Source organism: Achromobacter sp. GW823-FHT04E03, from assembly GCF_058796095.1.
On the sequence record NZ_JBXAIJ010000002.1, the window covers coordinates 117,212 to 140,976 of the forward strand.

A 23,765-nucleotide genomic window follows, 5' to 3' on the forward strand; every position below is an offset into this window, starting at 1 on the left:
CCCCGCTTATTCCGGACGGATGTCGGTGCCTTCGATCAGGACGCGGTACTTCTCGCGCTCCGTCTGCAGATGCTGCGCCAAGGCTTGCGGCGTGCCGCCCATGGGCTGCGCGGCCAAGGCGGCCAAGCGTTCGCGCGTGGCGGGCGCATCCAGCACCCGCTGGGCGGCGGCGTTCAGTTTGTCAATGACGGGCTGCGGCGTGCCGGCCGGGGCCATCACCACGAACCACGAGGTCAGTTCGAATCCCGGCACGGACTGCGCAATGGCGGCCACGCCCGGCGCGGCGGCCACTGGTTGGGCCGAGGTCACGCCCAGCGCCACCAGCTTGCCCGCCTTGATCAGCGGCAAGGCGGTGGGCAGGTTGTCGGCCGACAGGTCGATCTGGCCCCCCAGCAGGTCATTATTGGCCTGGCTCGCGCCCTTGTACGGCACGTGGCGGATGTCCACCTTGCCCATGCGCTTGATCATCTCCAGCGCCAGATGGCCCGAGCTGCCCACGCCGGGCGATCCCCAGTTCAGGCGGCCGGGCTCGGCGCGCGCGGTACGCAGCAGGTCGTCCATGCTCTTCAGGCCAGAGCCGGGATGGGTCAGCACCACGTTGGGCACCTGCGCCACGTAGGCGACCGGCGCGAAGTCCTTGGCCGGGTCGTAGCCGATCTTCTTGTAGACGTAGGCGTTGATGATCTGCGTGCCGGGCGTGCCCAGCAGCAAGGTGTAGCCGTCCGGCTGTGCATGCGCCACCTCGGACGCGCCCAGGCTGCCGCCCGCGCCGGCCTTGTTGACCACCACCACGGACTGGCCGAGTTCCGCGCCCAGGCCTTCGGCCATCAGGCGGCCCAGCAAGTCGGTCGTGCCGCCAGCGGCGAACGGCACCACCAGGCGCACCGGCTGCTCCGGCCAGGCGGCGCTGGCCGGAGCAGCCGCGCCCAACGCGGCAGCCGCCGCAATCCCGAAAGTCCAACGACGCAACAGATGGGAAAACTTCATGACGCCCCCTTGAGCGAATGATGACGATGCAACGGCCTACGTGGCAATAAAACCGTTTGGTTTATTTTCACAACAAATATACCATGTGTTTTATTTGACAAACCACACCACTCACGACGCCATGAGCCGCATCATCCATCGCAACTCCAGCCCCCTGCCCATCGCCATCAAGGGCGAAGGCAGCTTCATCGTCGACCAGGAAGGCCGACGCTACTTCGACGCCTCGGGCGGCGCGGCGGTCTCGTGCCTGGGACACGCTCACCCCGAAGTGCGCGCCGCGGCCGTCGCGCAGCTCGACGCGCTGGAATACGCGCACACCAGCTTCTTCACCACCCCGGCCGCCGAAGAACTGGCCGATCTCCTGGCGGCCAACAGCCCGGCGGGCCTGGGCAACGCCTACTTCGTTTCGGGCGGTTCGGAAGCGGTCGAGACCGCCCTGAAGATGGCGCGCCAGTACCACGTCGAGCGCGGCGAGCCCGGGCGCTACCGCTACATCGCACGGCGCCAGAGCTATCACGGCAACACGTTGGCGGCCTTGTCGGTGGGCGGCAACGCAGGCCGCCGCGCGCTGTACCAGCCCGTGTTGATCGAAAGCCATCACGTCTCGCCCTGCTTTGCCCTGCACTACCGCGAAGCCGGGGAAAGCGACGAGCAATACACCGACCGCCTGGCGGCGGAACTGGACGCAGAGATCCTGCGGCTGGGTCCGACCACGGTATCCGCCTTCATCGCGGAAACCGTGGTCGGCGCCACTGCGGGAACGGTCGCGCCGGTACCGGGCTACTTTCGCAAGATCCGCCAGGTATGCGACCGCCATGGCGTGCTCTTGATCCTGGACGAGGTCATGTGCGGGCTAGGCCGCACCGGCAGTTATCACGCCTTCGAGCAGGAAGGCGTGGTGCCGGATCTGCTGACGCTGGCCAAGGGTCTGGGCGGCGGTTATGTGCCTATCGGCGCGGTGCTGGCGCACGACAGCGTCATCGGCGCCATCAACGCGGGCTCTGGCTCGTTCCAGCACGGCTACACCTACGTCGGCCATCCGGTGGCTTGCGCCGCGGCGCTGGCAGTGCAGCGCATCGTGCTGCGCGACAAGCTGGTGGCGCGCGTCGCCGACATGGGCGCGCAGTTCGGCGCCATGCTGGCAGCGCGCCTGGAACGACACCCGCACGTCGCCGACATCCGCGGCCGGGGCCTGTTCTGGAGCGTGGAGCTGGCCGAGGATCCCGGCAGCCTGCGCGCGTTCGCGCCGCAGCGCCGCCTGCATGCGCGCATCAAGACGCAGGCGCGCGAACTGGGCCTGCTGTGCTATCCGGGCGGCGGCACCATAGACGGCAAGCTTGGCGACCACGTGCTGCTGGCGCCGCCCTACCTCAGCACGGCCGATGAACTGGCCTTCGCGGTGGACGCGCTGGCCAGCGCCATCGACCTGGCGCTGGCGGACGATGCGCCATAATACGCGGCACCTTACCCGGAGCGCAGATGGATAAAGCCGCCATCGACAAACTGATCGAAGCCCAGTTTTCCGCCCTGCCGCCCAAGCTGCGGCAGGCGGCCCGCTATGCGATCGATCATCCCAAGGACATCGCCCTGGAGTCGATGCGCGCCGCGGCCGGCCATGCCGGCGTGCAGGCCGGCGTCATGCTACGCCTGGCGCGGCAGCTGGGTTTCGATACCTACGAAGCGTTCCGCCAGCCCTACCGCGACTGGTTGGCCGAAGGCGGGTCCAGCTTCGCGGGCCGCGCCACCGCGCTGCGCAAGCGTCCACAGCACGACGCAGACGCGGGGCTGGTCGCCGACATCCTCGACGCCGAAGTGCGCAACCTGGGCAGCAGCCTGGGTCCCGCCGCCCTGCCCGCGCTGAAGGCCGCGCATGGCCTGCTGGCGGGCGCGCGCCGCATCTATGTCATCGGTCTGCGCAGCCTGTATCCAGCCGCCTATCACTTCAGCTATGCCTGCGGCATGTTCCTGGACAAGGTGACCTTGCTCAGCGGCGTCGGCGGCACCTTGGCCGATGAGTTGCGCCGCATCGGACCGGATGACGCGCTGGTCGCCTTCAGCCAGGCGCCTTATGCGCAGGCGGCAGTCACGGCCGTGGAATTCGCGCGTGAGCGCGGCGCCGGCGTGGTGGCGGTCACGGACAGCGCAGTGTCGCCGATCGCCCCGGGCGCCAAGGCGCTGCTGCTGGTGGCCAACGACACGCCCTCGCTGTTCCCCTCGGTGGTGCCTGCGCTGTCCATCGCGCAGACGCTGGCCGCCATGCTGGTGGCGCACAGCGGCGAGGAGAGCCTGCGCGAAATCGGCAACAGCGAAGCCCAGTTGCAACGCTTCGGCGTATACGCCGAAAAGCGGTAAGGACTCAGGCGATCGGCGCGGGCGGCTCCCCGCCTTGCTGCGCCTCTTTCATTTCCATCAGCAGGCTGTGCAGCATCTCGGTGGACAGCCCGTGCAGCACCAGCCGGTAGCCCGCGCGCAGGGTCGACATCGGCACCAGCGGATGGTTGTTGTTGACCAGGATCAGGTGCTGCGGCGCGCCCAGCAGCTTGGCCGCATAGATGCCGATGGTCTCGTCCAGCTGCAGCGAATTGGCCGCGCGCCAGAAGTCATTGTCGGTCAGCATCAGCTGATATAGCGGCGTGAAAAGCTCGATGGCGCTTTGCAGGTCCAGGAAATTCAGCTTGCCCTGCGGCATGTCTTCGAGCCGCAGATCGGGATCACGGATCATCGAAAAATCGACCCGCTGCGGCGCATGCATTTCCACGCCCGCATCGCGCAGCGCCTGGTTCAGGCGGATGACGAAGTTGAACAGGTTCAGGTCATGCTTGACGAAGAGTTCGTCCTTCAGGTCATCGATATCGCGCGGCTCCAGCGGCGTGGTCGTGACCGGCACCGGCGAGTTGGCGGCGATGAACGACAGAATCTGCGCGCCCAGGTGGAAGTGGCGCAGGATCAGCCAGTTGGCCTCCGGCGACACGAAGCGCTTCAAGCCCCACGCCAGGATGCGGTGCAGCAGCTTCGAATGCGACCAGCGGCGCGGCAGGAAGGTCTTGATGACCTGGATCAGGATGATGAAGGCGCGCGCCAACGGCCGCAGGAACGGCAGCAGGTATTGGCGCGAAGCGCAGCTGGAATCCGTCAGCCAGGCCTTCTTCACCTTGTCCGGCAAGGGCGTGCTGCGGTCCAGGTAGAGCGCAAGCCAGGGGCTGGGATCGGCGGGATCGTGCGGCTTGGCGAGGAACTCGGGTTCTTTGCTCATCACGCCTCGCCTTCCATCACGTGGTGGAACTGCATCAGGTAAAGCGCGGCCGTGCGGCGCGCCGTGTCGACGATGCGCTGCTCGGCGCGGCCGTCCTCATCGCAATCCAGCGCCAGTTCCACCGCCGACAGCCAGCGCGCCAGGTGATGCTCGTCGTTGTGACCGTGATACTCCAGGAAGCGGAAGGCGTCCGGCGGCAGTTTCAGGCTGGCCTTGAGCAGCGGCAGCAGCGCCGGCACGATGCGCTGGCCCGTGCCTTCGATGATGTAGATGGCGCCCAGCAGGCCGATGGGGTCGCGCGTGGCGGCCAGGCCGTGCAGATAGGCGTTGAGCGCTTCGCCGCCGGGATTGCGGCGCAGGGCGTCAATGTCGGCGACCTCGCCGCCCGCGGTGCGATAGTCCTGGAACAGGATCTGGAAGTCGTTCTGCTCTTCGCCCGCATGCGTGTCGATCAACGCCGCAAGCGGCGCGTATTGCTCCGTCAGCGAGGCCGCGCCTTCGCGCATCCACTTGCTGCCTTCGCGCACCTGCGGAATCCAGTTCTCCATCCAGTTCAGGTAGTCGGCCGTCTGGAATTGGCGGTTGCGCAGGCGCCGCACCACCGGCGTGCGCCACACGCGCGAGCGGTAGTCGTGCCAGATTGCGGCCAATTCGGTCAGCAGCTGGCCCAGGCCCTGGGGCGCCATGTCCGGGTCATGCGGCGGCGCGATGGCGGCAGCGTCATCGCTGTTCGCGTCCTCGCGCGGCGCAGCCGCGGCCGGCGCGCCCGCGGCGACTTGCGGGGCGTGGACGGCCTCGGCCTCCAGCAGCATGTAGGCGGCCATGAAACGGCCTGATTCCGGGATGTAGCAGAAGATCTGCTCGCCCGGTTTCACTTCGCGCGTTTCCAGGAACTCCGCCAGCATGATCAGGATGGACGCCGCGCCGGTATTGCCGCGCCACGCCAGGTTGCTGAACCAGCGCTCGCGCGGGATCACCAGGCCGGCCTTCTCCATCAGGTCTTCCACCACCGGAATGAACTTCTCCGATGAGTAGTGGCACAGGAAGTGGTCGACCTGATCCGGATCCACCCAGCCGTCGCGCACCAGCTTGGCGTATTCATGGATGCCGATGTCGAACAGGTGCGGCAGCAGGCGGATGTCCTGGCGCAGCGACAGCGCACCGTCGGCCTCGGCCTCGTTCCAGGACGGATAGTCCAGATGGCCGCGAGCGCGGTCGGCCGACAGGCCCAGCTGCATGCACACCGGATAGTCGCCCGAGAACGAGCGCTGGTGCACCCACTTCAAGCGCAGGCGCACGCCCTGCGAAGCGCCCGGCAGGGGCCGGCCGCTATTGCCCAGCAGCACCGCTCCCGCGCCGTCGGACAGCATCCAGCGCAGGAAATGCGCGTCGAAGTCGGCGTCGTAGCCGCGCGCCGCAAAGCGCGAACGCTTGAACAGCCGCGACGGCAGCTCGCTGGCCACGGCCAGGGCGCTGGCATGGCCGCCCAGCTCCACACCCTGCGCGGCCGTCTGGATGGCCGATACGCCCGCGGCGCAGATGCCGTGCACCGACAAAGTTTCCATCGGATGCACGGCCAGCTCGCCCTGGATCATGTTGGAGAAGCCCGGCATCAGCGCGTCCCCGCCCGACGAGCCGCTGGCCAGCAGCGACACGGCGGACAGGTCGCTGTCGTTGCGCCGCAGGCAATCGCGGATGGCATTGGCCGCCAGTTGCGCGTTGCTGAACACCGTGGCGCCTTCCTGGTCGATCGCGTAGTAGCGCTGCTTGATGCCGTTCTCGGCCAGGATGCGGCTCTTGATGCGGCTGGACATGCGATTCAGCGGCGCGATGTAGCTGTCCATGGCATCGTTGGACACGGGTTCGCCCGGCATGAAATAGCCGGCGCTTTCCAGATAGACACGATGAAACGCGATGGGCATGAGAGGCCTCTGGTGGATATAGGGTGTGTGGCGCTAGCGGATGTGCTCGGGCGCCATGCATGAACGGCTGCGAAAGCGAGGCAGGAAGGCGCCCAGCACGAACACGCGGAACATGTAGGGCGTGAGGCCGGGCTCGTTCAACGCCGGATTCACGCGGCTGCGGTATTGCTCGCGATGCAGGCGCTCCAGTTCGGACCAGTGCGCCCGCGGGTGCTCGTGGTGCGCGGTATGCAGGCCGATGTTGAAGAGCAGCGGATTGACCAGCCCTTCGAAATTGCGCGCATAGTTCAGGCCCGCGACGGCCCGGGGGCCGCCGTCGGCATGGGCATGCTGCAGATAGTTGGTGGCCAGCAGCCAGTGCAGGCCGTGCAACTGCGGCACGATGACGAACACCAGCGCTTTCATGGGATTCACGGCCAGCAGTCCGCCCCACAGGCCCAGCCACACGCCGTACTGCGCCATGCAATAGCGCCAGGCGCCCGGCCAGTGGCGGCGCAGGCGGCCCAGCCAGGCGAAGAACAGCGGGTACAGCACCCAGCCGGCCTGCAAGGGATGGATCAGGTAGCCCCACAGATGGTTGGTGTCGCCACCGAAGCGGTAGGTGCGCGCCACGTCGCGCGCGCCGTGCTTGTAGCGGTGGTGATTGGCCACGTGCGCCGGGTAGAACACGAAGGTCGGATGGCCCTGCAGCAGCGTGATCCAGAAATCGGTGGCGCGGTTGGTCCAGCGCCCCCGCCACATGCGGATATGCGTGTGGTTGTGGTGGATGACACCCACGCCCAGGGTCAGGAACAGCATCAGGCCGTACAGCGGCCACCAGAACCCGTGCACCCATTGCCAGGCCGCCAGCGCGGGCAATGCGCCCAGATAGGCCAGGCTTTGCCAGTCGCGCCGGTTGCGCAGCGACGGCAGCCGGCGCTGCCGCTTAAGCGCGCCCGCCAAGCGATTCTCGTTGCCGGAAAGCATTCAGCTGGGACTGCGCCGCCTCGGCCTTCAGGCGGGTGCGGAACAGGCGGTCCATGAAGGTGAACTGGAAGCCGTAATTGCCGTTGTAGCAGGCGTGGTGCAGATGATGGCGGCGGCTGGCGGCGAACCAATGCGCGTAGGACACATTGGGGAAGAAGTCGTAGTTGGCGTGGCCGATGCAGTTGAAGAACAGGCTGAACAGCGGCACCGACGCCAGCGACCAGAAGCTGAAGTCATGCAGCACCATGGGCAGCATGATCACGTTGCCCAGCATCAGCGCCTCGATGGGATGAAAGCTATAGGTCGAGAACGGCGTGGTCACGACCGAACGGTGATGCGGCAAGTGGAAGCGGCGCAGCAGCTTGGTGTGCAGCAGGCGGTGGTTGATCCAGAAATGCACGTCGTTCCAGGCCACCAGCACCAGGATTTCGAGCGTGATCTTTTGCCAGCTGGCATCCGGATCCAGGTGCGCCCAGCCCAGCTGCAACAGGCCCCACGGAAAAATCATTCCGGTGCCGAACAGCAGGATGGACAGGCCGGATTGCGCGAACTCGCGCCGCAGTTGCCCCGGCGCCAGCGGACGCGGATCCAGCGGGCGTCCGATGCCCAGCGCCGGCAGGATGTGGTGCGTCAGCAGCCAGGTGGCCGCACCGAAGACCAGATAGATGCCGCCGAAGAAAAGCAGGCCCGCCAGCATGACTTGCCAGGCGGACAAGGCTACAAAAGCTTGGGCCATGAACGTTCTGTTTCACCCGAAGAATGGGCGCATGATAAGCAATCCGTCAGCTTCCCGGTAGGACATTTATTACAAAATGAATCCGAAGGCCACAAAGCTGGCGGACTGCTCACCAAGTTCGTGCTACTGGCAGGGATATTGCCGGTTCAGCCCCGCCACGGCGGCGTCCATGCGCGCGGCCAAGCCCGCGCTGGCGGACGGCATGGGCATGCGCAGCTCCTCGCTCAGCAGGCCCTGCCGTCCCAACTGCGCCTTCAGGGGGCCGGGATTGGGCTCGGCGAACGTCAGCTGGATGATGGGGACCAGCGCGTGGAACAGCTTCCTGGCCAAGTCCAGCTGCTGCGCCTTCACCGCCTGATGCATGGCCACGAACAGATCGGGGCGGATATGCGCGGCGGCCGCGATCATGCCCGAACCCCCCAGGCTCATCACGGACAGCGCCTGCAGGTCCTCGCCTGCCAGCACGTGCATGTTGCCGTCGGCGATCAGCGCGATGGTCTTTTCCAGCGAACCGCCGCAGTCCTTGATCGCCGCGATGTTCGGGTGCGCGGCCAGCGCCAGCAGCGTCGCCGTGTCCAGCGTCGTGCCGGTGCGATAGGGAATGTCGTAGAGCACCAGGGGGAAGCGCGAGGCATCGGCCAGGCAGCGGAAATAGGCGGCGGCGCCTTCCTGGCCGGGCCGCACGTAATACGGCGCGGGCGCCAGGATGCCGGCCAGCGGACGCGTGCCGAAGGCGGCCAGGCGCTGCATCACGTGTCCGTGGTGGTTGCCCGCCAGGCCCATGATGACGGGCAGCCGGCCCGCTTCGGTCAGCACGGCGTCCAGCACCGCCAGTTGCTCGGCGTCATCCAGCGATGCGGCCTCGCCGGTGCTGCCGCACACGACCAGCCCGTCCACGCCCGCGGCGGCATAGTGGCGCACCAGCCGGCGCAAGGCCCCGCCATCCACGGCGCCGCCGGCAAACGGCGTGACCAGCGGCACCCAGACGCCCTGGATCGGAGATTGATGATGAGATTGCATGAGAACACTCCTTCGGTGTAAGCGGACCGTGGTTGGGGACCGTACAGAAGTGCTCGGGATACTAGAGGATGCGCGGACGGCGCCAAGCGCCGCCAGGAGGCCGCTGTTCCGTCGCCCATCAGACGGAACAGCATGCTCCGGTCAGATGAGCGGCTGTTTTTTGGATTTCAGGCCGGCGCAAACCAGCACCACGCCCTGGGCGCGGAACGGGAAAGCGGATTGGTTGGCCTGATGAATCATGTATGGATTGAATGCAGTGGTCTGCAAGCGCAGATGCGGGAATCTACCGGGAGCCCGCAACGCTGTCAACGCCGCGCCTCAGCCCAGGCTGGCCAGGAACACCGCGCACAGGGCTTCCATGCCCTGGCGGTCGTCTTCGTCAAAGCGGTCGGGCACGGGGCTGTCCACGTCCCACACGCCGATCAACTGGCCCTGGTGCACCAGCGGCACCACGATCTCGGAGCGCGAGGCCGCATCGCAGGCGATGTGGCCGGGAAAGGCATGCACGTCGGGCACCAGTTGGGTCTGGCGCTGGCTGGCGGCCGCGCCGCACACGCCGCGGTTCAGCGGGATGCGCACGCAGGCCGGCTTGCCCTGGAAGGGGCCCAGCACCAGTTCCGTGCCGTCGTAGAAATAGAAGCCCGCCCAGTTCAGTTCGGGCAGGGCCTGATAGGCCAGCGCGCTCAGGTTGGCGGCATTGGCGATGCGGTCATGCTCGCCTTCGAGCAGGGCGCGGGCCTGGGCGACCAGTCCGGCATACAGGGCGGCCTTGGAATCGGCGACGATGGGAGCGGCTTCGAACATGGGAAATGTAACTGTACAGGCGGTTATCGATGCAGGTGATTTTAGGGCTTGGCGCCATTAAGGGGGCCGGGCCGCTGCCGTGTGGGACAATAGTTTTTTGCCGAATGTTTTTTCCGCCGGGCCACCCCAAGGGATCAACCGCCCGTATTTTCCTACCCTTCTTGATCAAGAAGCACTCCATGGACAAGCCTCTCGAACCTGCGTTTTCCTTTTCGGAACGCGCCCAGCAACTCACCAGCTCCGCCATCCGCGAAATCCTCAAGGTAACCGAGCGCCCCGAAGTCATCTCGTTCGCTGGCGGCCTGCCGGCGCCCGGCGGCTTCCCGGTAGAGGTAGTTCGCGCGGCATTCGACAAGGTACTGTCCACCAACGGTCGCGCCGCGCTGCAGTACGGCCCCACCGAAGGTTTTGCGCCGCTGCGCCAATGGGTTGCTGACGACCTGAACAAGGCCGGCGCCAGCGTCGCCGCCGACCAGATCCTGATCGTGTCGGGTTCGCAGCAAGCGCTGGACCTGCTGGGCAAGGTGCTGATCGACAAGGACAGCAAGGTGCTGGTCGAAGACCCCAGCTACCTGGGCGCGCTGCAATCGTTCAGCCTGTACCAGCCCAACTTCGTGCCGGTGCCCACCGACGAAGGCGGCCTGATCCCCGAAGCCATCACGCCTGAACTGGCCGAAGGCGCCCGCTTCCTGTACGCCCTGCCCAACTTCCAGAACCCCACCGGCCGCACGCTGAGCCTGGAACGCCGCATCGCGCTGGTCAAGCGCGCCGCGGAACTGAACCTGACCATCGTCGAGGACGATCCCTACGGCGAACTGCGCTACGCAGGCGAACCGCAGCCGGGCCTGATCGCGCTGGCCGCCGAGTACGGCGCCAACGTCGTGCGCCTGGGCACGTTCTCCAAGGTGCTGGCCCCCGGCCTGCGCCTGGGCTACATCGCCGCCGCACGCCCGCTCATCAACAAACTGGTGCAAGCCAAGCAGGCCACCGACCTGCACACGCCCACGCTGACGCAGATGGCCGTGTACGAGATCGTCAAGGAAGGCTTCCTGGAAGAGCACCTGCCCAACGTCCGCGAGATCTACCGCGCTCAGGGCAGCTGCATGCTGGATGCCATCAAGCAGGAATTCCCGGACACCGTCACCTGGACCAAGCCGGAAGGCGGCATGTTCATCTGGCTGACGTTGCCCGAGCACATCGACAGCACCAAGCTGCTGGAAAAGGCCATCGCGCAAAACGTGGCGTTCGTGCCCGGCGCGCCGTTCTATTGCGGCGCCGGCAAGACCAACACGCTGCGCCTGAGCTTTGCCACCGTGCCGGAAGACAAGATCCGCCGCGGCATCGCCATCCTCGGCAAGCTGCTAAAAGCCGAGGTGTAGTAGGTCCCCCCCGAAGCGCCTGTGGCGCTTCCCCCCCAGGGGGGCGCCGCTACGGACCGGCGGAGCCCGGATCCGTGCGGCCCCGCTTTCGCCACGACAGTGACGATATGACGCGGGTGCCTCGAAGGGGGGGTAGGACATGAACGGCGGCCGGGCGCGATGTCCGGCCGCCGTTGTTTTATGCTCTTGGTTTTCCCATTCCGTTTCGCCGTGACAGTGAGCGCCCCCCAACAATCTCCCGTCGACCTCAGCGACATCGTTTTCACCGACTGGGTCGAACGCTGGCTGCCCAAGTCCTGGCGGCCCTATGCCCGCCTGTGCCGCCTGGACCGCCCGATCGGCACCTGGCTGACCCTGCTGCCGGCCATTGCGGCGCTGATCCAGGCCGCGGGCGGCCTGCCGGACCTGCAGCGGCTGATCGTGTTTTCGCTGGGCGCCCTGCTGATGCGCGGCATCGGCTGCACCGTCAACGACATGTGCGACCGCAACTTCGACAAGCACGTCGAGCGCACGCGTTTCCGCCCTCTGACCAGCGGCCAGCTGACGATGAAGAACGCGGTCTGGTTCCTGCTCGGGCAATTGCTGGTCTGCGGGTCGCTGCTGTTCTTCCTGAACGAAATGAGCCGCTGGCTGGCCGTGGCCGTGCTGCCTTTCGTCTTCATCTACCCGCTGTGCAAGCGTGTCACCTACTGGCCGCAAGTGGTGCTGGGCATCTGCTTCAACTGGGGCATGCTGATGGCCTGGTCGGACACGCAGAACCACGTGCCGCTGGCCGCCATCGCCATGTGGGCGGGCGCCGTGCTGTGGCAGGTGGGCTACGACAGCATCTACGCCTACGTGGACGTGCGCGACGACCGCAGCCTGGGCCTGCATTCCACCGCCATGCGCTTTGGCGATCAGGGCAAGCTCTGGATCGGCGGCTTCTATCTGGCCACCATCGTGCTGTGGGCCTGGGGCGGCTACGCCATCGGCCTGTCGTGGGCCTATCAGGTCGGCATGGTGGCGGTGGCCGTGCACCTGGCGTGGCAGTTGAAGGTCTTCGACATCCAGCGCCCCGACCGCAACTTCATGCTGTTCCGCGCCAACCTCTGGCTGGGCGCGCTGCTGGTCGCCGCCGCACTGGCCGGCACGCTGATCCGCTGACGTCCTGCCGGCGCGGCAACGAACCCGGTCGATCGGCGGGGTCCGCGCCGCGCTGAGGCTGCGTTGATGCCGCGCATTGCGAGCATCGCGCGCAAGGCCCATGATGGAACCTCCGCAACGCATTACGGAGACCACGCATGCCCTCATTGCTCAAATCCCTGGCCTTGACGGCCGCCGCAGCCGCCGCCTTCGTGGCCATTCCGGCCCAGGCCGCCAGCGATTGCTCGGCCCAGCGCGGCTGCGCCGCCAAGTTCTGCGAAATCGAAAACGACATCGCCGCTGCCAAGGCGCAGAACAATACCCGCCGCGAAGCCGGCCTGCGCAAGGCCCTGGCCGAAGCCAAAGCGAATTGCACCGACAGCCGCCTGCAATCCCAGCGCGAAGCCGACGTGCGCGAGAAGCAGAACAAGGTCGCCGAGCGCGAAAGCGAGCTCAAGCAGGCCCGCGCCAAGGGCAAGCAGGACAAGATCGACAAAGCCCAGCGCAAACTGGACGAAGCCCAGGCGGAATACAACGCCGCGCTGGTCGAACTGAACCGCTGATTCCCTCCTCCTTGCCGGTCCCGGGCTTTTCCGGGGCTGCGCCCCCCACTCCCCCCGCCGCCAGACCTCCGCCCTACCGGGTGGACTACCTCCTATGGTGTCATCAAATGGAAATTCCACCACCCATGGTGCCATTTGGTGAAATGGAAACCTATTAGTCTTCTTTTTGGAAAGATGTTTTCAGAGAATCAGGGTTTATCCGGAGATGATTTGCGCCCAGAATGCATCTCATCGGGACACAGCAAGCGAACCCCAGGCAATCAGGCCAGCGGTTCGGCTCCCAAGCTCAAGACATTGGAGGTCTGCTATGAAAACCCTTGCTACCGCTTTGATGCTGTCCACGTCCGTTCTGGCTGCCGGCGCCCAAGCCGCCGAGGCTGATCAGGGCCCGACCCGCGCTCAGGTCCAAGCCGAACTGCAACAAGCCAAGGCCTCGGGCCAATACACCTTCGGCGAAGAAGGCTACCCCGCCGCCATCGCCCCGAAGTCGACCCTGACCTCGCAGCAAGTGCAAGCTGAACTGCAACAAGCCAAGAACGCCGGTGAAGTGACCTTCGGCAACCTGGACTACCCGCCCGTCGCCGCGGCTGAACAAGCCACCTCGCTGACCCGCGCCGAAGTCCGCACCGAACTGGCCCAGGCCAAGTCGGAAGGCCTGGTCACCTTCGGCAACCTGGACTACCCGCCCCTGGGCAGCTGATCCCCCCCTGGCCTCCCCGGCCAGGCAGCGCCCCAAAGCCCTCCGGCCCCAAACCGGAGGGCTTTGTTTTTGACGTTTCGATATTTAATTAAGTCGAATTGACGTTACCTATGGCCGATTCGACTATTTAGTCTCTACACATCGACAGCGACCGCGCATAGGATGAGCTCACCCTCTCCCCCATCCATGCAGGAGCCGCACCATGACCACCGCCTCTCCCCGGCCCGTCGTACTTCTGGGCGCCGGAAAAATCGGTTTCGCCATTGCCCTGATGCTGGAACGCAGCGGCGGCTATTCGGTACTGGTAGCCGACCAGGATCCCGAACGGCTGCGCATCGTGGCCGAACTGGGTTGTGAAACCCGTCAGATTTCCGGCGACGACTCCGTGGCGCAATGCATCGAGGGGCGTTACGCGGTCATCAACGCGCTGCCCTTTCACCGCGCCGCCGCGGTGGCCGGCCTGTGCGCCAAGGCGGGGGTGCACTACTTCGACCTGACCGAAGACGTGGCCAGCACGCACGCCATCCAGGCGCTGGCGGAAGACGCCCGCAGCGTGCTGATGCCGCAATGCGGCCTGGCCCCGGGTTTCATCGGCGTGGTCGGCAACGCGCTGGCGCGCCGCTTCGATACCCTGCTGGATCTGCGCATGCGCGTGGGCGCCCTGCCGCGCTATCCCTCCAACAGCCTGCGCTACAACCTGACCTGGAGCACCGAGGGACTGATCAACGAGTACTGCAATCCCTGCGAGGCCATCGTCGACGGCCAACTGACCAGCGTGCCCGCGCTGGAAGGCTACGAGACCTTCGCGCTGGACGGCGTGGAGTACGAAGCCTTCAACACGTCCGGCGGACTGGGCACCCTGCCCGCCACCTTGCGCGGTCGCGCCCGCAACGTGGACTACAAATCGGTGCGCTACCCGGGCCACTGCAGCATCATGAAATTGCTGCTCAACGACTTGCGCTTGCGGGACCGCCGCGACCTGCTCAAGGAAATTTTCGAAGCCGCCATTCCCACGACCGAACAGGACGTGATCGTGATCCAGGCTTCGGCATCGGGCCGCCGCCATGGCCGGCTGGAAGAGGAGTCCTATCCCATCCGCATCTTCGGCGCGGACGTCGACGGCCATCGCCTGAGCGCGATCCAGCTGTCCACCGCCGCCGGCATCTGCGCCGCGCTGGATCTGGTGGCGCAGGGCGCATTGCCGCAACGCGGGTTCGTCGGGCAGGAAGCCATCGATCTGGACGCGTTCATCAACAACCGCTTTGGCCGCGTGTACGCGGGCAAGCCACTGGCGCTGGTGGGCAGCGGCGCCATGGCCGACCGCTGAACCACGACGCGCCCTCATGCGTCCTGCCCCGCGAGAGCGCAGGACGCTAGCTCCAGCCTTCCAGCCGCAGCGTCGCGCGCACCAGGCGCTGCTCTTCCTGCTCGATATCGGCCAGGCTCTGGCGCACGCTGTCCACGTGGTCCGCGGCCGCCTTGCGCGCCTGCTCCGGCTGGCGCGCCGTCACCGCATTGAACAGGCGCGTGTGCTGCCGGTCGATCTGGCGTTTCTCAGGTTGGCGGTGGTAGAGGTTGTTGACGCAGGCGAAGACCGAGCCCAGCAGCAAGTCCGTCAGCGATTGCAGCGTGTGCACCAGCACCGGATTGTGCGAAGCCTCGCAGATGGCCAGGTGAAAGGCATGGTCCAGATGCGCGTGCGTCGCCGTGTCGGTGGCCGTGCCCTGCGCCGCCACCATTTCGTCATAACGGCGGCGGATCATGATGAAATCCGCCTCGGTGCCGCGTATGGCCGCCAGCCGGGCAGACTCGGCTTCCAGCAGCGAACGCACTTCCAGCAGGTCGTAGAGCGTGCGCGGCTGCGAATTGAACAGGTGCATCAGCGGACCGGCATCCACCTTGGATATGTGCGCCACATACGAACCCTTGCCTTGCGCGGTGTGGATGATCTCGCGCGCGCGCAAGAGCTTGAGCCCTTCGCGTAGGGCCGTGCGCGACACGCCCAGCTTCTCGGTCAGACGCCGTTCGGAAGGCAGCGCCTGGCCGGCCTTCAGCACGCCGTCCAGGATCAGGCGTTCGATCCGTTCGGCGACCTCGTCCGCCACCTGGCGAGGCTTTTCTTCAGTTTCCGCGTACATGCACTCTCCGCACCAGTGGTATGACCAAGCGCATCCCCGATCGGACCTCTTGCATCACACCCCCGTAAGTAGCTGATATAAAACCATAAAAATTACGGCTTTGCCCATACGGCAGTGCACAAACTGGTATGACCAGTGGGTTTTGATATGGACATTGCGGCAGGCGCGAACGATGATGTCGAGACCAGATACGCCCGGCGCGCGGCGTCGGCCAGTCCCTTACCGCTAGAGAACCGCATGACTCAACGCATCCAGCACCACGGCCTGCAAGTGGCGGCCAATCTCAATCAATTCATCGAACAGGAAGCCCTGCCCGGCACCGGCCTGGATGCCGAAGGCTTCTGGCAAGGCTTCGCGGCCCTGGTGGACGACCTGGCTCCGAAGAACCGCGCGTTGCTGGCCGAACGCGACCGCCTGCAGGCCGAGCTCGACGCATGGCACCGCGCCCACCCCGGCCCCATCGCCGATCCGGCCGCCTACCGCAAATTCCTGGAAGGCATCGGCTACCTGCTGCCGCAGCCGGCCAGTGTGCGCGCCACCACCGACAACGTCGACACCGAGATTTCGCAGCAGGCCGGCCCGCAGCTGGTCGTGCCCATGTCCAACTCGCGCTACGCGCTGAACGCCGCCAACGCGCGCTGGGGCAGCCTGTACGACGCGCTCTACGGCACCGACGCCATCCCCGCCACGCCCGGCGACACGGGCCGCGGCTACAACCCGGAACGCGGCGCCGCCGTCATCGCCCGCGCCCGCGCCTTCCTGGACACCGCCGCCCCGCTGGCCCAGGGCTCGCATGCCGACGCCCGCGGCTACACCGTGGAAAGCGGTCAACTGCGCGTGGCGCTGGCCAATGGCTCGACCGGCCTGAAGAATCCCGCGCAATTGGCCGGCTACCAGGGCGAGGCCTCCGCGCCTACGGCCATCCTGCTCAAGAACAACGGCCTGCACTTCGAAATCCAGATCGACCGCAGCCACAGCATCGGCGCCACCGACGCCGCAGGCGTCAAGGACGTGCTGGTGGAAGCCGCGCTCACCACCATCATGGACTGCGAGGATTCCGTCGCCGCCGTGGATGCCGAGGACAAGGTCCATATCTACCGCAACTGGCTCGGCCTGATGAAGGGCGACTTGACCGAAGAGGTCACCAAGGGCGGCAAGACCTTCACCCGCAAGCTCAACGCCGACCGCGACTACACGCGTCCCGACGGTTCGCCGCTGACCCTGCATGGCCGTTCGCTCATGTTCGTGCGCAACGTCGGCCACCTGATGACCAACCCGGCCATCCTGGACCGCGAGGGCCGCGAAATCCCCGAAGGCATCCTGGACGCCGTGGTCACCAGCCTGGCCGCGCTGCAGGACCGCAAGCACAAGCTGAATTCGCGCACCGGGTCCGTCTACATCGTGAAGCCGAAGATGCACGGCCCCGTCGAAGCCGCCTTCGCCAGCGAACTGTTCGACCGCGTCGAAGACCTGCTCAAGCTGCCGCGCAACACCCTGAAAATGGGCATCATGGACGAAGAGCGCCGCACCAGCATCAACCTCAAGGCGTGCATCGAGGCCGCCGCCGCGCGCGTGGCCTTCATCAACACCGGCTTCCTGGACCGCACCGGCGACGAAATGCACTCCAGCATGGAAGCCGGCCCGATGCTGCGCAAGGGCGACATGAAGTCCACCGCCTGGATCACCGCCTACGAGCGCAACAACGTGCTGGTCGGCCTGGATGCCGGCCTGCGCGGCCGCGCCCAGATCGGCAAGGGCATGTGGGCCATGCCGGACCTGATGGCCGCCATGCTGGAACAGAAGATCGCCCATCCCAAGGCCGGCGCCAACACCGCCTGGGTGCCTTCGCCCACCGCAGCCACGCTGCACGCGTTGCACTACCACCAGATCGACGTGCAGGCGGTGCAGCAGGAGCTGGAACGCACCAAGCTCGACAGCGTGCGCGATGACCTGCTGGGCGGCCTGCTGACGGTGCCGGTCGGCGATCCGTCCAAGTGGTCCGCGCAGGACATCCAGCAGGAGCTCGACAACAACGTGCAGGGCATCCTGGGCTACGTGGTGCGCTGGATCGACCAGGGCGTGGGCTGCTCCAAGGTGCCGGACATCCACAACGTCGGCCTGATGGAAGACCGCGCCACGCTGCGCATCTCCAGCCAGCACATCGCCAACTGGCTGCGCCACGGCGTGACCAACCGCGAGCAGGTCATGGAAACCTTCAAGCGCATGGCCAAGGTGGTCGACGGCCAAAACGCGGGCGATACGCTCTACCGCCCGATGGCCGGCAACTTCGACACCTCGCTGGCATTCAAGGCTGCCTGCGCGCTGGTGTTCGAAGGCCTGACCCAGCCCAACGGCTACACCGAGCCGCTGCTGCACAAGTACCGCCTGGAGTTCAAGGCCAACCAGGCCTGATCCCGGCGCGCTTTGCCGCAACAAGACCGGACAGCCTGGCTGTCCGGTTTTTTTTGCGGGGCGCGACCCTGAAAAAAAGCGAGGCCAATTTCGCACGGTCGTGCTAAATTTGCCGCATGACTGCCAAAACCGAGAAAAGCGAGCTGACCTTCGCGGCCATTGTGGACGCGGCCCTGGACATGGCCGCGGCGCAAGGCATGGAGAGCCTGTCGCTCGGCCAGGTGGCCAAGCGCCTGGGCATCAGCAAGAGCGGCGTGTTCTCGCGCGTGGGCTCGCTGGAAGCCCTGCAGCAGGCGGTGCTGGACGAATACGACCGGCGCTTCCTTGAAGCCGTGTTCACCCCGGCCCTGGCCCATCCCCGCGGCCTGCCGCGGCTCAACGCCCTGGTCTCGCTCTGGATCGAGCGCGCCAGCAATGTCGAAACGCTGACGGGCTGCATCTACGTGGCCGGCGCCTTCGAATACGACGACGTGGAATCCCCGCTGCGCTCGGTGCTGGAGGGCAATCTACGGCGCTGGCGCAGCGCCATGCTGCGCACGGTCAACCAGGCGCTCGAAGCCGGCCACGTCAGGCCGGACACGGATCCCGAGCAGCTCGTATTCGAGGTCTACAGCCTGATGATCGGGCTGATGCACGATGCCCGCTTCCTGCGGGATCCCAAGGCTCCCCAGCGCGTGCGGGCGGCCTATGAACGATTGATTTCCACCTACCGCAGTTTCAAGTACCTCGAGTAGCCGTATTTCCAGCGCCGGCCCGTGCCGGCAATTCTTTACCTTAATTTCGCACGGCCGTGCGAAATTTTCCAGGAGCCTGACATGTGGATCGTTATCGCAGTGATCGCCGTTTCAGCCGGGGGCAGCGTCTGGCTGCAGTGGCGCGAGCTGCTCAAGCAGTTACCAGACCGCGCCGAGCATCTGGTACTTTTCTAGAAAGACATGGCCATCCCGTTCTATATTTCGAGTTCGCCTGTCCCGAACGTCGTCATGCCGCGCTCCAATCATCTACTGATCATCGATCCGCAGAATGACTTCTGCGACCTGCCCGAGTCGTACCTGCCCACGGATCCCGTGACGGGCGCCGCGCACGCGCCCGCCCTGCCTGTGGCCGGCGCCCACGCCGACATGCAGCGGCTCGCGCACTTCATCGACACGACCGCGCCCGCGCTTACCTCGATCACGGTGACGCTGGATTCGCACCATCGCCTGGACATCGCCCATCCGACCTTCTGGTCCACCGGCGACGGCCAGCCCGTAGCGCCGTACACGCAGATCACGGCGGCGCAGCTGCGCGCGGGCGATTTCCGGCCCCGCCACGACGACGACTTGCCGCGTACCCTGTCGTACCTGGACGAACTCGAAGCGCGCGGCCGCTACACGCTGATGGTGTGGCCGCTGCATTGCGAAATCGGCACCTGGGGCCATAACGTGCATGCGGACGTGCGCGCGGCCTACAGCCGTTGGGAAGACGAGCGCCAGTTCATCGTGCGCAAGGTGCCCAAGGGCATGAACCCCTGGACCGAACACTACAGCGCGCTGATGGCCGAAGTCCCTGATGCCGACGATCCGCGCAGCCAGCTCAACCGCAGCCTGCTCGATTCGCTGGACCGCGCCGAACTCATCCTGATCGCCGGCCAGGCCGGCAGCCATTGCGTCAAGGCCACTGTCGAACACCTGGCCGAGCACCTGCCCGGCCGCGACCTGTCGCGCCTGGTGTTGCTGACGGACTGCATGAGCCCCGTCGCGGGCTTCGAAGACGCACAGGCAACCTTCCAGCAACGCATGCGCGACCTGGGTATCCAGGCGCGCACCAGCGTCGACATGGCGCGGGCGCTGCTCGCGGCCTGATCCCGCCGCGCAAAACACAACGGCCGCCTGCTTGCGCATGGCGGCCGTGGTTGATGGGCTGCGTGGAGCGGGAACGCTCAGGCGGCGCCGCCGTGCTTGCCGTCGCACTCCACGTACAGCGCGCCGATGGCCTCGCACAATGCCGCGGGCTGTTGGAACAGGCGCGCCACCAATATGCAACCTTGCACCGTGGCGAACACCGCGCGGCCAGCCGCCTCCGGCGTGCCAGAGAACTTCATCGTGCCCTGCGCCGCGCCTTCGGCCAGCACGCGTGCCAACCAGGCTTCGTGCGCGCGGAAGAATCCTTGCAATGCGCCACGCACGCGTTCGGGCAGCGAATTGACCTCGGCCGCCAGCATGCCGGCCAGGCAGAGCTCGCCCGACCCGCAGGCGCGCGATTCCATCATCGACAGATATTGGTCGAGCTGCGCTTGCGCCGGCAGCGACGTGTCGATCCCGCGCATGGCTGCCAGCGCGCGTGCGCTGTAGGCTTCGACGGCCTCGTAGAGCAAGTCGTCCTTGCCCGGAAAGTAATAGTGGATGCTGGACGTCTTTACGCCCACATGCTCAGCCAGGTCGCGGTAGCTGAAGCCGTTGCATCCGCGCGTGCGGATCAGCTTCTCGGCATGGGCCAGAAGCTGTTCGCGAGTGGTGTTGGAAGTAGGAGTGTCCATGGCTGAATATTACCTACTAATAGGTTGATTCGTCATCGGTTCCGGCAGCGTTGCCACTGCTCCAAAACCCTTGCGGACCCCGGCCGGGAATCATCCCGCCCCCCGGGATCCGCATGTACCGGCATGAAGCTCAGCCTTGCACGGGCGGGTAGTCCAGCTCACCGCTGTCGGTCAGGCCATGCGCGCGGGCGGCGGCCAATTCCTGCTGCACTTGCTTGCGGCTCTTGTCGCCGGCCGAGGCAAACATCGTGGCGGCGTAGCCTTCTTCGCCCGACACCAGCTCGCCATTGGCGCGCGCTTCGGCCAGTTCCTGCTGCACCTGGGCGCGGGTCACCGTGCTTTCGGTGTTCAGGGGAGGCGGATAGTCCAGTTCGCCGGCTTGGGCGGCGCCGATGAAGGAAGCGGACAGGATCAGGGCGGATACGAGGGTCTTCATGGTTGATCTCCAGTAAGGATCAGGTGCTGCATCAGGGTTTCGATGGAGCTATCTACTTATAGATAAACATCGAGGGAAAAAAACTCAGCCTTGCACGGGCGGGTAAGCCAGTTCGGCGCTGTCGGTCAGGCCTTGGGCACGGGCGGCGGCCAGTTCCTTCTGGACCTGGGCGCGGCTCTTGTCGCCAGAGGCGGCAAAGATCGTGGCGGCGTAGCCTTCTTCGCCAGACACCAGTTCGCCATTGGCGCGGGCCTGGGCCAGCTCTTGCTGCACTTGGGCGCGGGTCACCGTGCTTTCGGTGTTCAGGGCAGGCGGATAGTCCAGTTCGCCGGCTTGGGCGGCGCCAATGAAGGAAGCGGACAGGATCAGGGCGGATACGAGGGTCTTCATGGTTGATCTCCAGATAACGATTGCGTAGCGATTCAAAAAACTATCTACTTATAGGTAGACAAGAAGGGAAATAAAAAAGCGGTCCTACTGTATTTCTGGTTTCGACGTCGGCGGGTGGTTGGTTTGCTGCGTCGATGGATGAATCTTATCTACTACTAGGTAGATAGCGCAAGGGGGTTTTGTGAAACAAAATAATTCAAGCAACACCGGGACTTCGCCTCACCTATGCCGGAATGGCGCCCCATCCGCGAGTCGGCCTCTCGAACGCGTCGGCCCACACTACCACCAGGGGCAACAAAAAACCCGGTAAATCAGGAATTTACCGGGTTCTTGTTGAAGTCTGATGCCGCGCTGTGGCTTAGAACGGAATATCGTCGTCCATATCCGCCAGATTAGCGCCGCTGCTGGCCGGAGCCGCGGCGGGAGCCGGGCGCTGTTGCGGGGCCGGGCGTTGGGCCGGGGCGCGCTGCTGCTGCGGGCGCGAAGGCGCGTCGTCGTAGCCGCCACCGCCGCCGAAGCTTGCGCCACCGCCGCCGCCGTCTTCGCGGCCGCCCAGCATCTGCATCTGGTCGGCAACGATTTCGGTGCTGTAGCGGTCAGCGCCGGTGTCCTTGTCTTGCCACTTGCGCGTCTTCAGGCGGCCTTCGATGTAGACCGAGCGGCCCTTCTTCAGGTACTCGCCGGCGATTTCAGCCAGGCGGTTGTACATGACGACGCGGTGCCATTCCGTTTCTTCGCGGCGTTCGCCCGAAGCCTTGTCTTTCCAGGTGGAGGTGGTGGCAATGGACATATTGCAGATTGCCGCCCCTTCGGGGCTGTAGCGGACTTCCGGGTCGCGTCCCAGATTGCCCACGAGTATGACTTTGTTAACCGATGCCATGCCGTTGTCCCTCTGTTGTTGACAGCCTGCGTGTGCGTTGCCGCGGACGCGCCGGCAACAACATAAAAGCGATGATGTTGAAGACCGGCTTCATGAAACACGCCGGTCACCGCAACGATGACCGGCGACGCCGGGTTGAACCCTGAGTGAAGCCCTGATTTGATGCGTATTATCGACGAAAAGCGCCCGCCGCGCCAAACCAGGATGTGACAAAGCCGTCCACCCCGGCGGCCCGATTTTCGTGGCTATTGACCGCTATTCGGGGTGCGATCCGCGATTTTTCAGCCCGCCCGCGCCGACGCGGGGCGGTCCGCCTCGGGCAACGGCCGCAGGGCCCAGGTCACCGCCAGCCAGATCGCCGACAGGGCGGCGGCGGCGATGAAAACGGCGCTGGAACCGGAATGCGAGGCCAGCCAGCCGCCCAGCGCGCCACCCGCGAACAGGCCGGCGGCCTGGGCGGTGTTGTAGAAGCCCAGCGCCAGGCCCTTGTAGGCCTGCGGCGCGACCCGCGACACCAGCGACGGCTGCAGGGCTTCCAGCACATTGAAGGCCACGAAGAAGCCCGTCAGGGCGGCTGCCAGGGTGTAGAAGCCATGGCTGGCCGCGGGCAGCAAGGCGCACACCAGCGCCAGCCCGGCCACGGCGGCGCGCAGGGCACCGCGATGGGCGCGGCGCTTTTCGGCGACGAACACCACCGGCACCATCAGCACGAAGGAAACCAGGATGACCGGCAGATAGACCTTCCAGAGCTCGCGCGCGTCCAGGCCGCCCACCTTCGCCAGCAGGGCGGGCACCACGACAAACAGCGCCACCTGGATCAGGTGCAGGACAAAAACGCCGAAATTCAGGCGCAGCAGGTCGCTGTGGGTCAGGACTTCGCGCGGCCGGGCCGCCTGCATGGTGCGGGCCTGGGTCAGCGGCACCACGGGCACCACCCAGCCGGCCACGGCCAGGCAGATCACGCCCAGACAGGCGATGGTCCAGAACAGGCCGGACAGGCCCCACCAGCCCACCAGCACGGGCGACAGGACCAGCGACACGGCGAAGGACAGGCCGATCGACCCGCCCACCATGGCCATGGCCCGGGTGCGGACCTCGTCGCGGGTGGAATCCGCCAGCCAGGCGGTGACGGCCGCGGAAATCGCCCCGGCGCCCTGGATGGCGCGGCCGATGGTGATCCAGTACACGTCGGACGCCTGTGCACAGACGATGCTGCCCGCCACGAACAGCAGCAGGCCGAACAGCACCACGGGACGCCGGCCCCAGCGGTCGGACGCCAGGCCGAAGGGAATCTGCATGAAGGCCTGGGTCAGGCCGTACATGCCCAGCGCCAGGCCAACGCGGGCCGGATCGTCCCCGCCCGGCATGCCGGCGGCGGCCACGGCGAAGACGGGCAGCAACAGGAACAGCCCCAGCATCCGCGCGGCGAAAAGTCCGGCCAGCGCCACGCTGGCGCGGCGTTCGGACGGGGTCAATTTCAGTTTTTTATCTGCCTGCATGCGAAAAATTCAACGATGACTAGGACTCGCCCGCGCGCGT

General features: G+C 66.0%; 23 protein-coding genes. 10 read left to right on the forward strand and 13 right to left on the reverse strand.

Features of this window, described 5'->3' with window-relative positions; translation table 11 throughout:
* Nucleotides 1-6 precede the first annotated feature (6 nt).
* On the reverse strand, nt 7-987 hold the full coding sequence (locus AC1RHV_RS11805; protein ID WP_310533194.1) for a Bug family tripartite tricarboxylate transporter substrate binding protein: 981 nt from the start codon (nt 985-987) through the stop codon (nt 7-9).
* A 121-nt stretch (nt 988-1,108) separates the two neighbouring features.
* Here AC1RHV_RS11805 and AC1RHV_RS11810 point away from each other — a divergent pair, with 121 nt between their 5' ends.
* Complete coding sequence (locus AC1RHV_RS11810) at nt 1,109-2,440, forward strand: aspartate aminotransferase family protein (RefSeq protein ID WP_346544670.1); 1,332 nt, start codon at nt 1,109-1,111, stop codon at nt 2,438-2,440.
* A 26-nt stretch (nt 2,441-2,466) separates the two neighbouring features.
* Nucleotides 2,467-3,339 (forward strand): MurR/RpiR family transcriptional regulator, encoded by an 873-nt coding sequence (locus AC1RHV_RS11815; protein ID WP_119451790.1) that lies wholly within the window; start codon nt 2,467-2,469, stop codon nt 3,337-3,339.
* 4 nt (nt 3,340-3,343) lie between these two features.
* Here the strand turns inward: AC1RHV_RS11815 and AC1RHV_RS11820 are convergent, their stop codons facing one another.
* The 6 genes from AC1RHV_RS11820 to AC1RHV_RS11845 form a co-directional block, all read right to left on the reverse strand.
* On the reverse strand, nt 3,344-4,240 hold the full coding sequence (locus AC1RHV_RS11820) for a DUF6999 family protein (protein ID WP_054457139.1): 897 nt from the start codon (nt 4,238-4,240) through the stop codon (nt 3,344-3,346).
* Complete coding sequence (locus AC1RHV_RS11825) at nt 4,240-6,162, reverse strand: iron-containing redox enzyme family protein (protein ID WP_492300893.1); 1,923 nt, start codon at nt 6,160-6,162, stop codon at nt 4,240-4,242. The genes AC1RHV_RS11820 and AC1RHV_RS11825 overlap by 1 nt, the downstream gene beginning before the upstream one ends.
* A gap of 33 nt (nt 6,163-6,195) precedes the next feature.
* Nucleotides 6,196-7,128, reverse strand: coding sequence for a fatty acid desaturase family protein (locus tag AC1RHV_RS11830; protein WP_254593331.1), 933 nt, complete (start codon nt 7,126-7,128; stop codon nt 6,196-6,198).
* Complete coding sequence (locus tag AC1RHV_RS11835; protein ID WP_306634650.1) at nt 7,088-7,864, reverse strand: sterol desaturase family protein; 777 nt, start codon at nt 7,862-7,864, stop codon at nt 7,088-7,090. Before AC1RHV_RS11835 ends, AC1RHV_RS11830 begins: the two co-directional genes overlap by 41 nt.
* A 123-nt stretch (nt 7,865-7,987) precedes the next feature.
* Nucleotides 7,988-8,884, reverse strand: coding sequence for a 4-hydroxy-tetrahydrodipicolinate synthase (dapA, locus tag AC1RHV_RS11840; RefSeq protein ID WP_054457147.1), 897 nt, complete (start codon nt 8,882-8,884; stop codon nt 7,988-7,990).
* Nucleotides 8,885-9,202: 318 nt separating this feature from the next.
* On the reverse strand, nt 9,203-9,688 hold the full coding sequence (locus AC1RHV_RS11845) for a GAF domain-containing protein (RefSeq protein ID WP_054457149.1): 486 nt from the start codon (nt 9,686-9,688) through the stop codon (nt 9,203-9,205).
* Nucleotides 9,689-9,867: 179 nt separating this feature from the next.
* Between AC1RHV_RS11845 and AC1RHV_RS11850 the strand changes: the two genes are divergently transcribed.
* From AC1RHV_RS11850 to AC1RHV_RS11870, 5 genes are all read left to right on the forward strand, one after another.
* On the forward strand, nt 9,868-11,067 hold the full coding sequence (locus AC1RHV_RS11850) for an aminotransferase-like domain-containing protein (RefSeq protein ID WP_119451792.1): 1,200 nt from the start codon (nt 9,868-9,870) through the stop codon (nt 11,065-11,067).
* Nucleotides 11,068-11,283: 216 nt separating this feature from the next.
* Nucleotides 11,284-12,210 carry a 4-hydroxybenzoate octaprenyltransferase gene (ubiA, locus tag AC1RHV_RS11855; protein WP_054457303.1) on the forward strand — a complete coding sequence of 309 codons (927 nt, stop codon included), beginning with the start codon at nt 11,284-11,286 and terminating at the stop codon, nt 12,208-12,210.
* Nucleotides 12,211-12,347: 137 nt separating this feature from the next.
* Entirely contained in the window at nt 12,348-12,752 is a 405-nt protein-coding gene (locus AC1RHV_RS11860) for a DUF1090 domain-containing protein (protein WP_054457151.1), read from the forward strand.
* 307 nt (nt 12,753-13,059) lie between these two features.
* Nucleotides 13,060-13,452, forward strand: coding sequence for a DUF4148 domain-containing protein (locus tag AC1RHV_RS11865; RefSeq protein WP_492300896.1), 393 nt, complete (start codon nt 13,060-13,062; stop codon nt 13,450-13,452).
* Between the two features lie 202 nt (nt 13,453-13,654).
* Nucleotides 13,655-14,779, forward strand: a complete 1,125-nt coding sequence (locus AC1RHV_RS11870; protein ID WP_192354814.1) for a saccharopine dehydrogenase family protein — start codon at nt 13,655-13,657, stop codon at nt 14,777-14,779.
* 46 nt (nt 14,780-14,825) lie between these two features.
* Here AC1RHV_RS11870 and glcC read toward each other — a convergent pair whose 3' ends face one another.
* Entirely contained in the window at nt 14,826-15,590 is a 765-nt protein-coding gene (glcC, locus tag AC1RHV_RS11875; RefSeq protein WP_013396917.1) for a transcriptional regulator GlcC, read from the reverse strand.
* A 237-nt stretch (nt 15,591-15,827) separates the two neighbouring features.
* Between glcC and AC1RHV_RS11880 the strand changes: the two genes are divergently transcribed.
* From AC1RHV_RS11880 to AC1RHV_RS11890, 3 genes are all read left to right on the forward strand, one after another.
* On the forward strand, nt 15,828-18,002 hold the full coding sequence (locus tag AC1RHV_RS11880; protein ID WP_119449716.1) for a malate synthase G: 2,175 nt from the start codon (nt 15,828-15,830) through the stop codon (nt 18,000-18,002).
* Nucleotides 18,003-18,118: 116 nt separating this feature from the next.
* A complete protein-coding gene (locus AC1RHV_RS11885) occupies nt 18,119-18,736 on the forward strand; it encodes a TetR/AcrR family transcriptional regulator (RefSeq protein ID WP_175181581.1) in 618 nt (205 codons plus the stop codon).
* Between the two features lie 249 nt (nt 18,737-18,985).
* The gene (locus AC1RHV_RS11890) at nt 18,986-19,846 is read left to right on the forward strand and encodes a cysteine hydrolase family protein (protein ID WP_054457305.1); all 861 of its coding nucleotides are present in this window, start codon (nt 18,986-18,988) and stop codon (nt 19,844-19,846) included.
* 77 nt (nt 19,847-19,923) lie between these two features.
* Here AC1RHV_RS11890 and AC1RHV_RS11895 read toward each other — a convergent pair whose 3' ends face one another.
* The 5 genes from AC1RHV_RS11895 to AC1RHV_RS11915 form a co-directional block, all read right to left on the reverse strand.
* On the reverse strand, nt 19,924-20,520 hold the full coding sequence (locus tag AC1RHV_RS11895) for a TetR/AcrR family transcriptional regulator (RefSeq protein ID WP_054457159.1): 597 nt from the start codon (nt 20,518-20,520) through the stop codon (nt 19,924-19,926).
* Nucleotides 20,521-20,650: 130 nt separating this feature from the next.
* On the reverse strand, nt 20,651-20,956 hold the full coding sequence (locus AC1RHV_RS11900) for a DUF4148 domain-containing protein (RefSeq protein WP_054457161.1): 306 nt from the start codon (nt 20,954-20,956) through the stop codon (nt 20,651-20,653).
* An 84-nt stretch (nt 20,957-21,040) separates the two neighbouring features.
* Nucleotides 21,041-21,346 (reverse strand): DUF4148 domain-containing protein, encoded by a 306-nt coding sequence (locus tag AC1RHV_RS11905; RefSeq protein WP_042795957.1) that lies wholly within the window; start codon nt 21,344-21,346, stop codon nt 21,041-21,043.
* A 358-nt stretch (nt 21,347-21,704) separates the two neighbouring features.
* A complete protein-coding gene (gene ssb, locus AC1RHV_RS11910) occupies nt 21,705-22,226 on the reverse strand; it encodes a single-stranded DNA-binding protein (protein ID WP_119449719.1) in 522 nt (173 codons plus the stop codon).
* Between the two features lie 281 nt (nt 22,227-22,507).
* On the reverse strand, nt 22,508-23,725 hold the full coding sequence (locus AC1RHV_RS11915) for an MFS transporter (RefSeq protein ID WP_492300901.1): 1,218 nt from the start codon (nt 23,723-23,725) through the stop codon (nt 22,508-22,510).
* Nucleotides 23,726-23,765: the final 40 nt, after the last annotated feature.

Coding starts and splice junctions, on each gene's coding strand:
- AC1RHV_RS11805 (WP_310533194.1), bottom strand. CDS start 987: ATGAAGTTTTCCCATCTGTTGCGTCGTTGGACTTTCGGGATTGCGGCG.
- AC1RHV_RS11810 (WP_346544670.1), top strand. CDS start 1,109: ATGAGCCGCATCATCCATCGCAACTCCAGCCCCCTGCCCATCGCCATC.
- AC1RHV_RS11815 (WP_119451790.1), top strand. CDS start 2,467: ATGGATAAAGCCGCCATCGACAAACTGATCGAAGCCCAGTTTTCCGCC.
- AC1RHV_RS11820 (WP_054457139.1), bottom strand. CDS start 4,240: ATGAGCAAAGAACCCGAGTTCCTCGCCAAGCCGCACGATCCCGCCGAT.
- AC1RHV_RS11825 (WP_492300893.1), bottom strand. CDS start 6,162: ATGCCCATCGCGTTTCATCGTGTCTATCTGGAAAGCGCCGGCTATTTC.
- AC1RHV_RS11830 (WP_254593331.1), bottom strand. CDS start 7,128: ATGCTTTCCGGCAACGAGAATCGCTTGGCGGGCGCGCTTAAGCGGCAG.
- AC1RHV_RS11835 (WP_306634650.1), bottom strand. CDS start 7,864: ATGGCCCAAGCTTTTGTAGCCTTGTCCGCCTGGCAAGTCATGCTGGCG.
- dapA (WP_054457147.1), bottom strand. CDS start 8,884: ATGCAATCTCATCATCAATCTCCGATCCAGGGCGTCTGGGTGCCGCTG.
- AC1RHV_RS11845 (WP_054457149.1), bottom strand. CDS start 9,688: ATGTTCGAAGCCGCTCCCATCGTCGCCGATTCCAAGGCCGCCCTGTAT.
- AC1RHV_RS11850 (WP_119451792.1), top strand. CDS start 9,868: ATGGACAAGCCTCTCGAACCTGCGTTTTCCTTTTCGGAACGCGCCCAG.
- AC1RHV_RS11860 (WP_054457151.1), top strand. CDS start 12,348: ATGCCCTCATTGCTCAAATCCCTGGCCTTGACGGCCGCCGCAGCCGCC.
- AC1RHV_RS11865 (WP_492300896.1), top strand. CDS start 13,060: ATGAAAACCCTTGCTACCGCTTTGATGCTGTCCACGTCCGTTCTGGCT.
- AC1RHV_RS11870 (WP_192354814.1), top strand. CDS start 13,655: ATGACCACCGCCTCTCCCCGGCCCGTCGTACTTCTGGGCGCCGGAAAA.
- glcC (WP_013396917.1), bottom strand. CDS start 15,590: ATGTACGCGGAAACTGAAGAAAAGCCTCGCCAGGTGGCGGACGAGGTC.
- AC1RHV_RS11880 (WP_119449716.1), top strand. CDS start 15,828: ATGACTCAACGCATCCAGCACCACGGCCTGCAAGTGGCGGCCAATCTC.
- AC1RHV_RS11885 (WP_175181581.1), top strand. CDS start 18,119: ATGACTGCCAAAACCGAGAAAAGCGAGCTGACCTTCGCGGCCATTGTG.
- AC1RHV_RS11890 (WP_054457305.1), top strand. CDS start 18,986: ATGCCGCGCTCCAATCATCTACTGATCATCGATCCGCAGAATGACTTC.
- AC1RHV_RS11895 (WP_054457159.1), bottom strand. CDS start 20,520: ATGGACACTCCTACTTCCAACACCACTCGCGAACAGCTTCTGGCCCAT.
- AC1RHV_RS11900 (WP_054457161.1), bottom strand. CDS start 20,956: ATGAAGACCCTCGTATCCGCCCTGATCCTGTCCGCTTCCTTCATCGGC.
- AC1RHV_RS11905 (WP_042795957.1), bottom strand. CDS start 21,346: ATGAAGACCCTCGTATCCGCCCTGATCCTGTCCGCTTCCTTCATTGGC.
- ssb (WP_119449719.1), bottom strand. CDS start 22,226: ATGGCATCGGTTAACAAAGTCATACTCGTGGGCAATCTGGGACGCGAC.
- AC1RHV_RS11915 (WP_492300901.1), bottom strand. CDS start 23,725: ATGCAGGCAGATAAAAAACTGAAATTGACCCCGTCCGAACGCCGCGCC.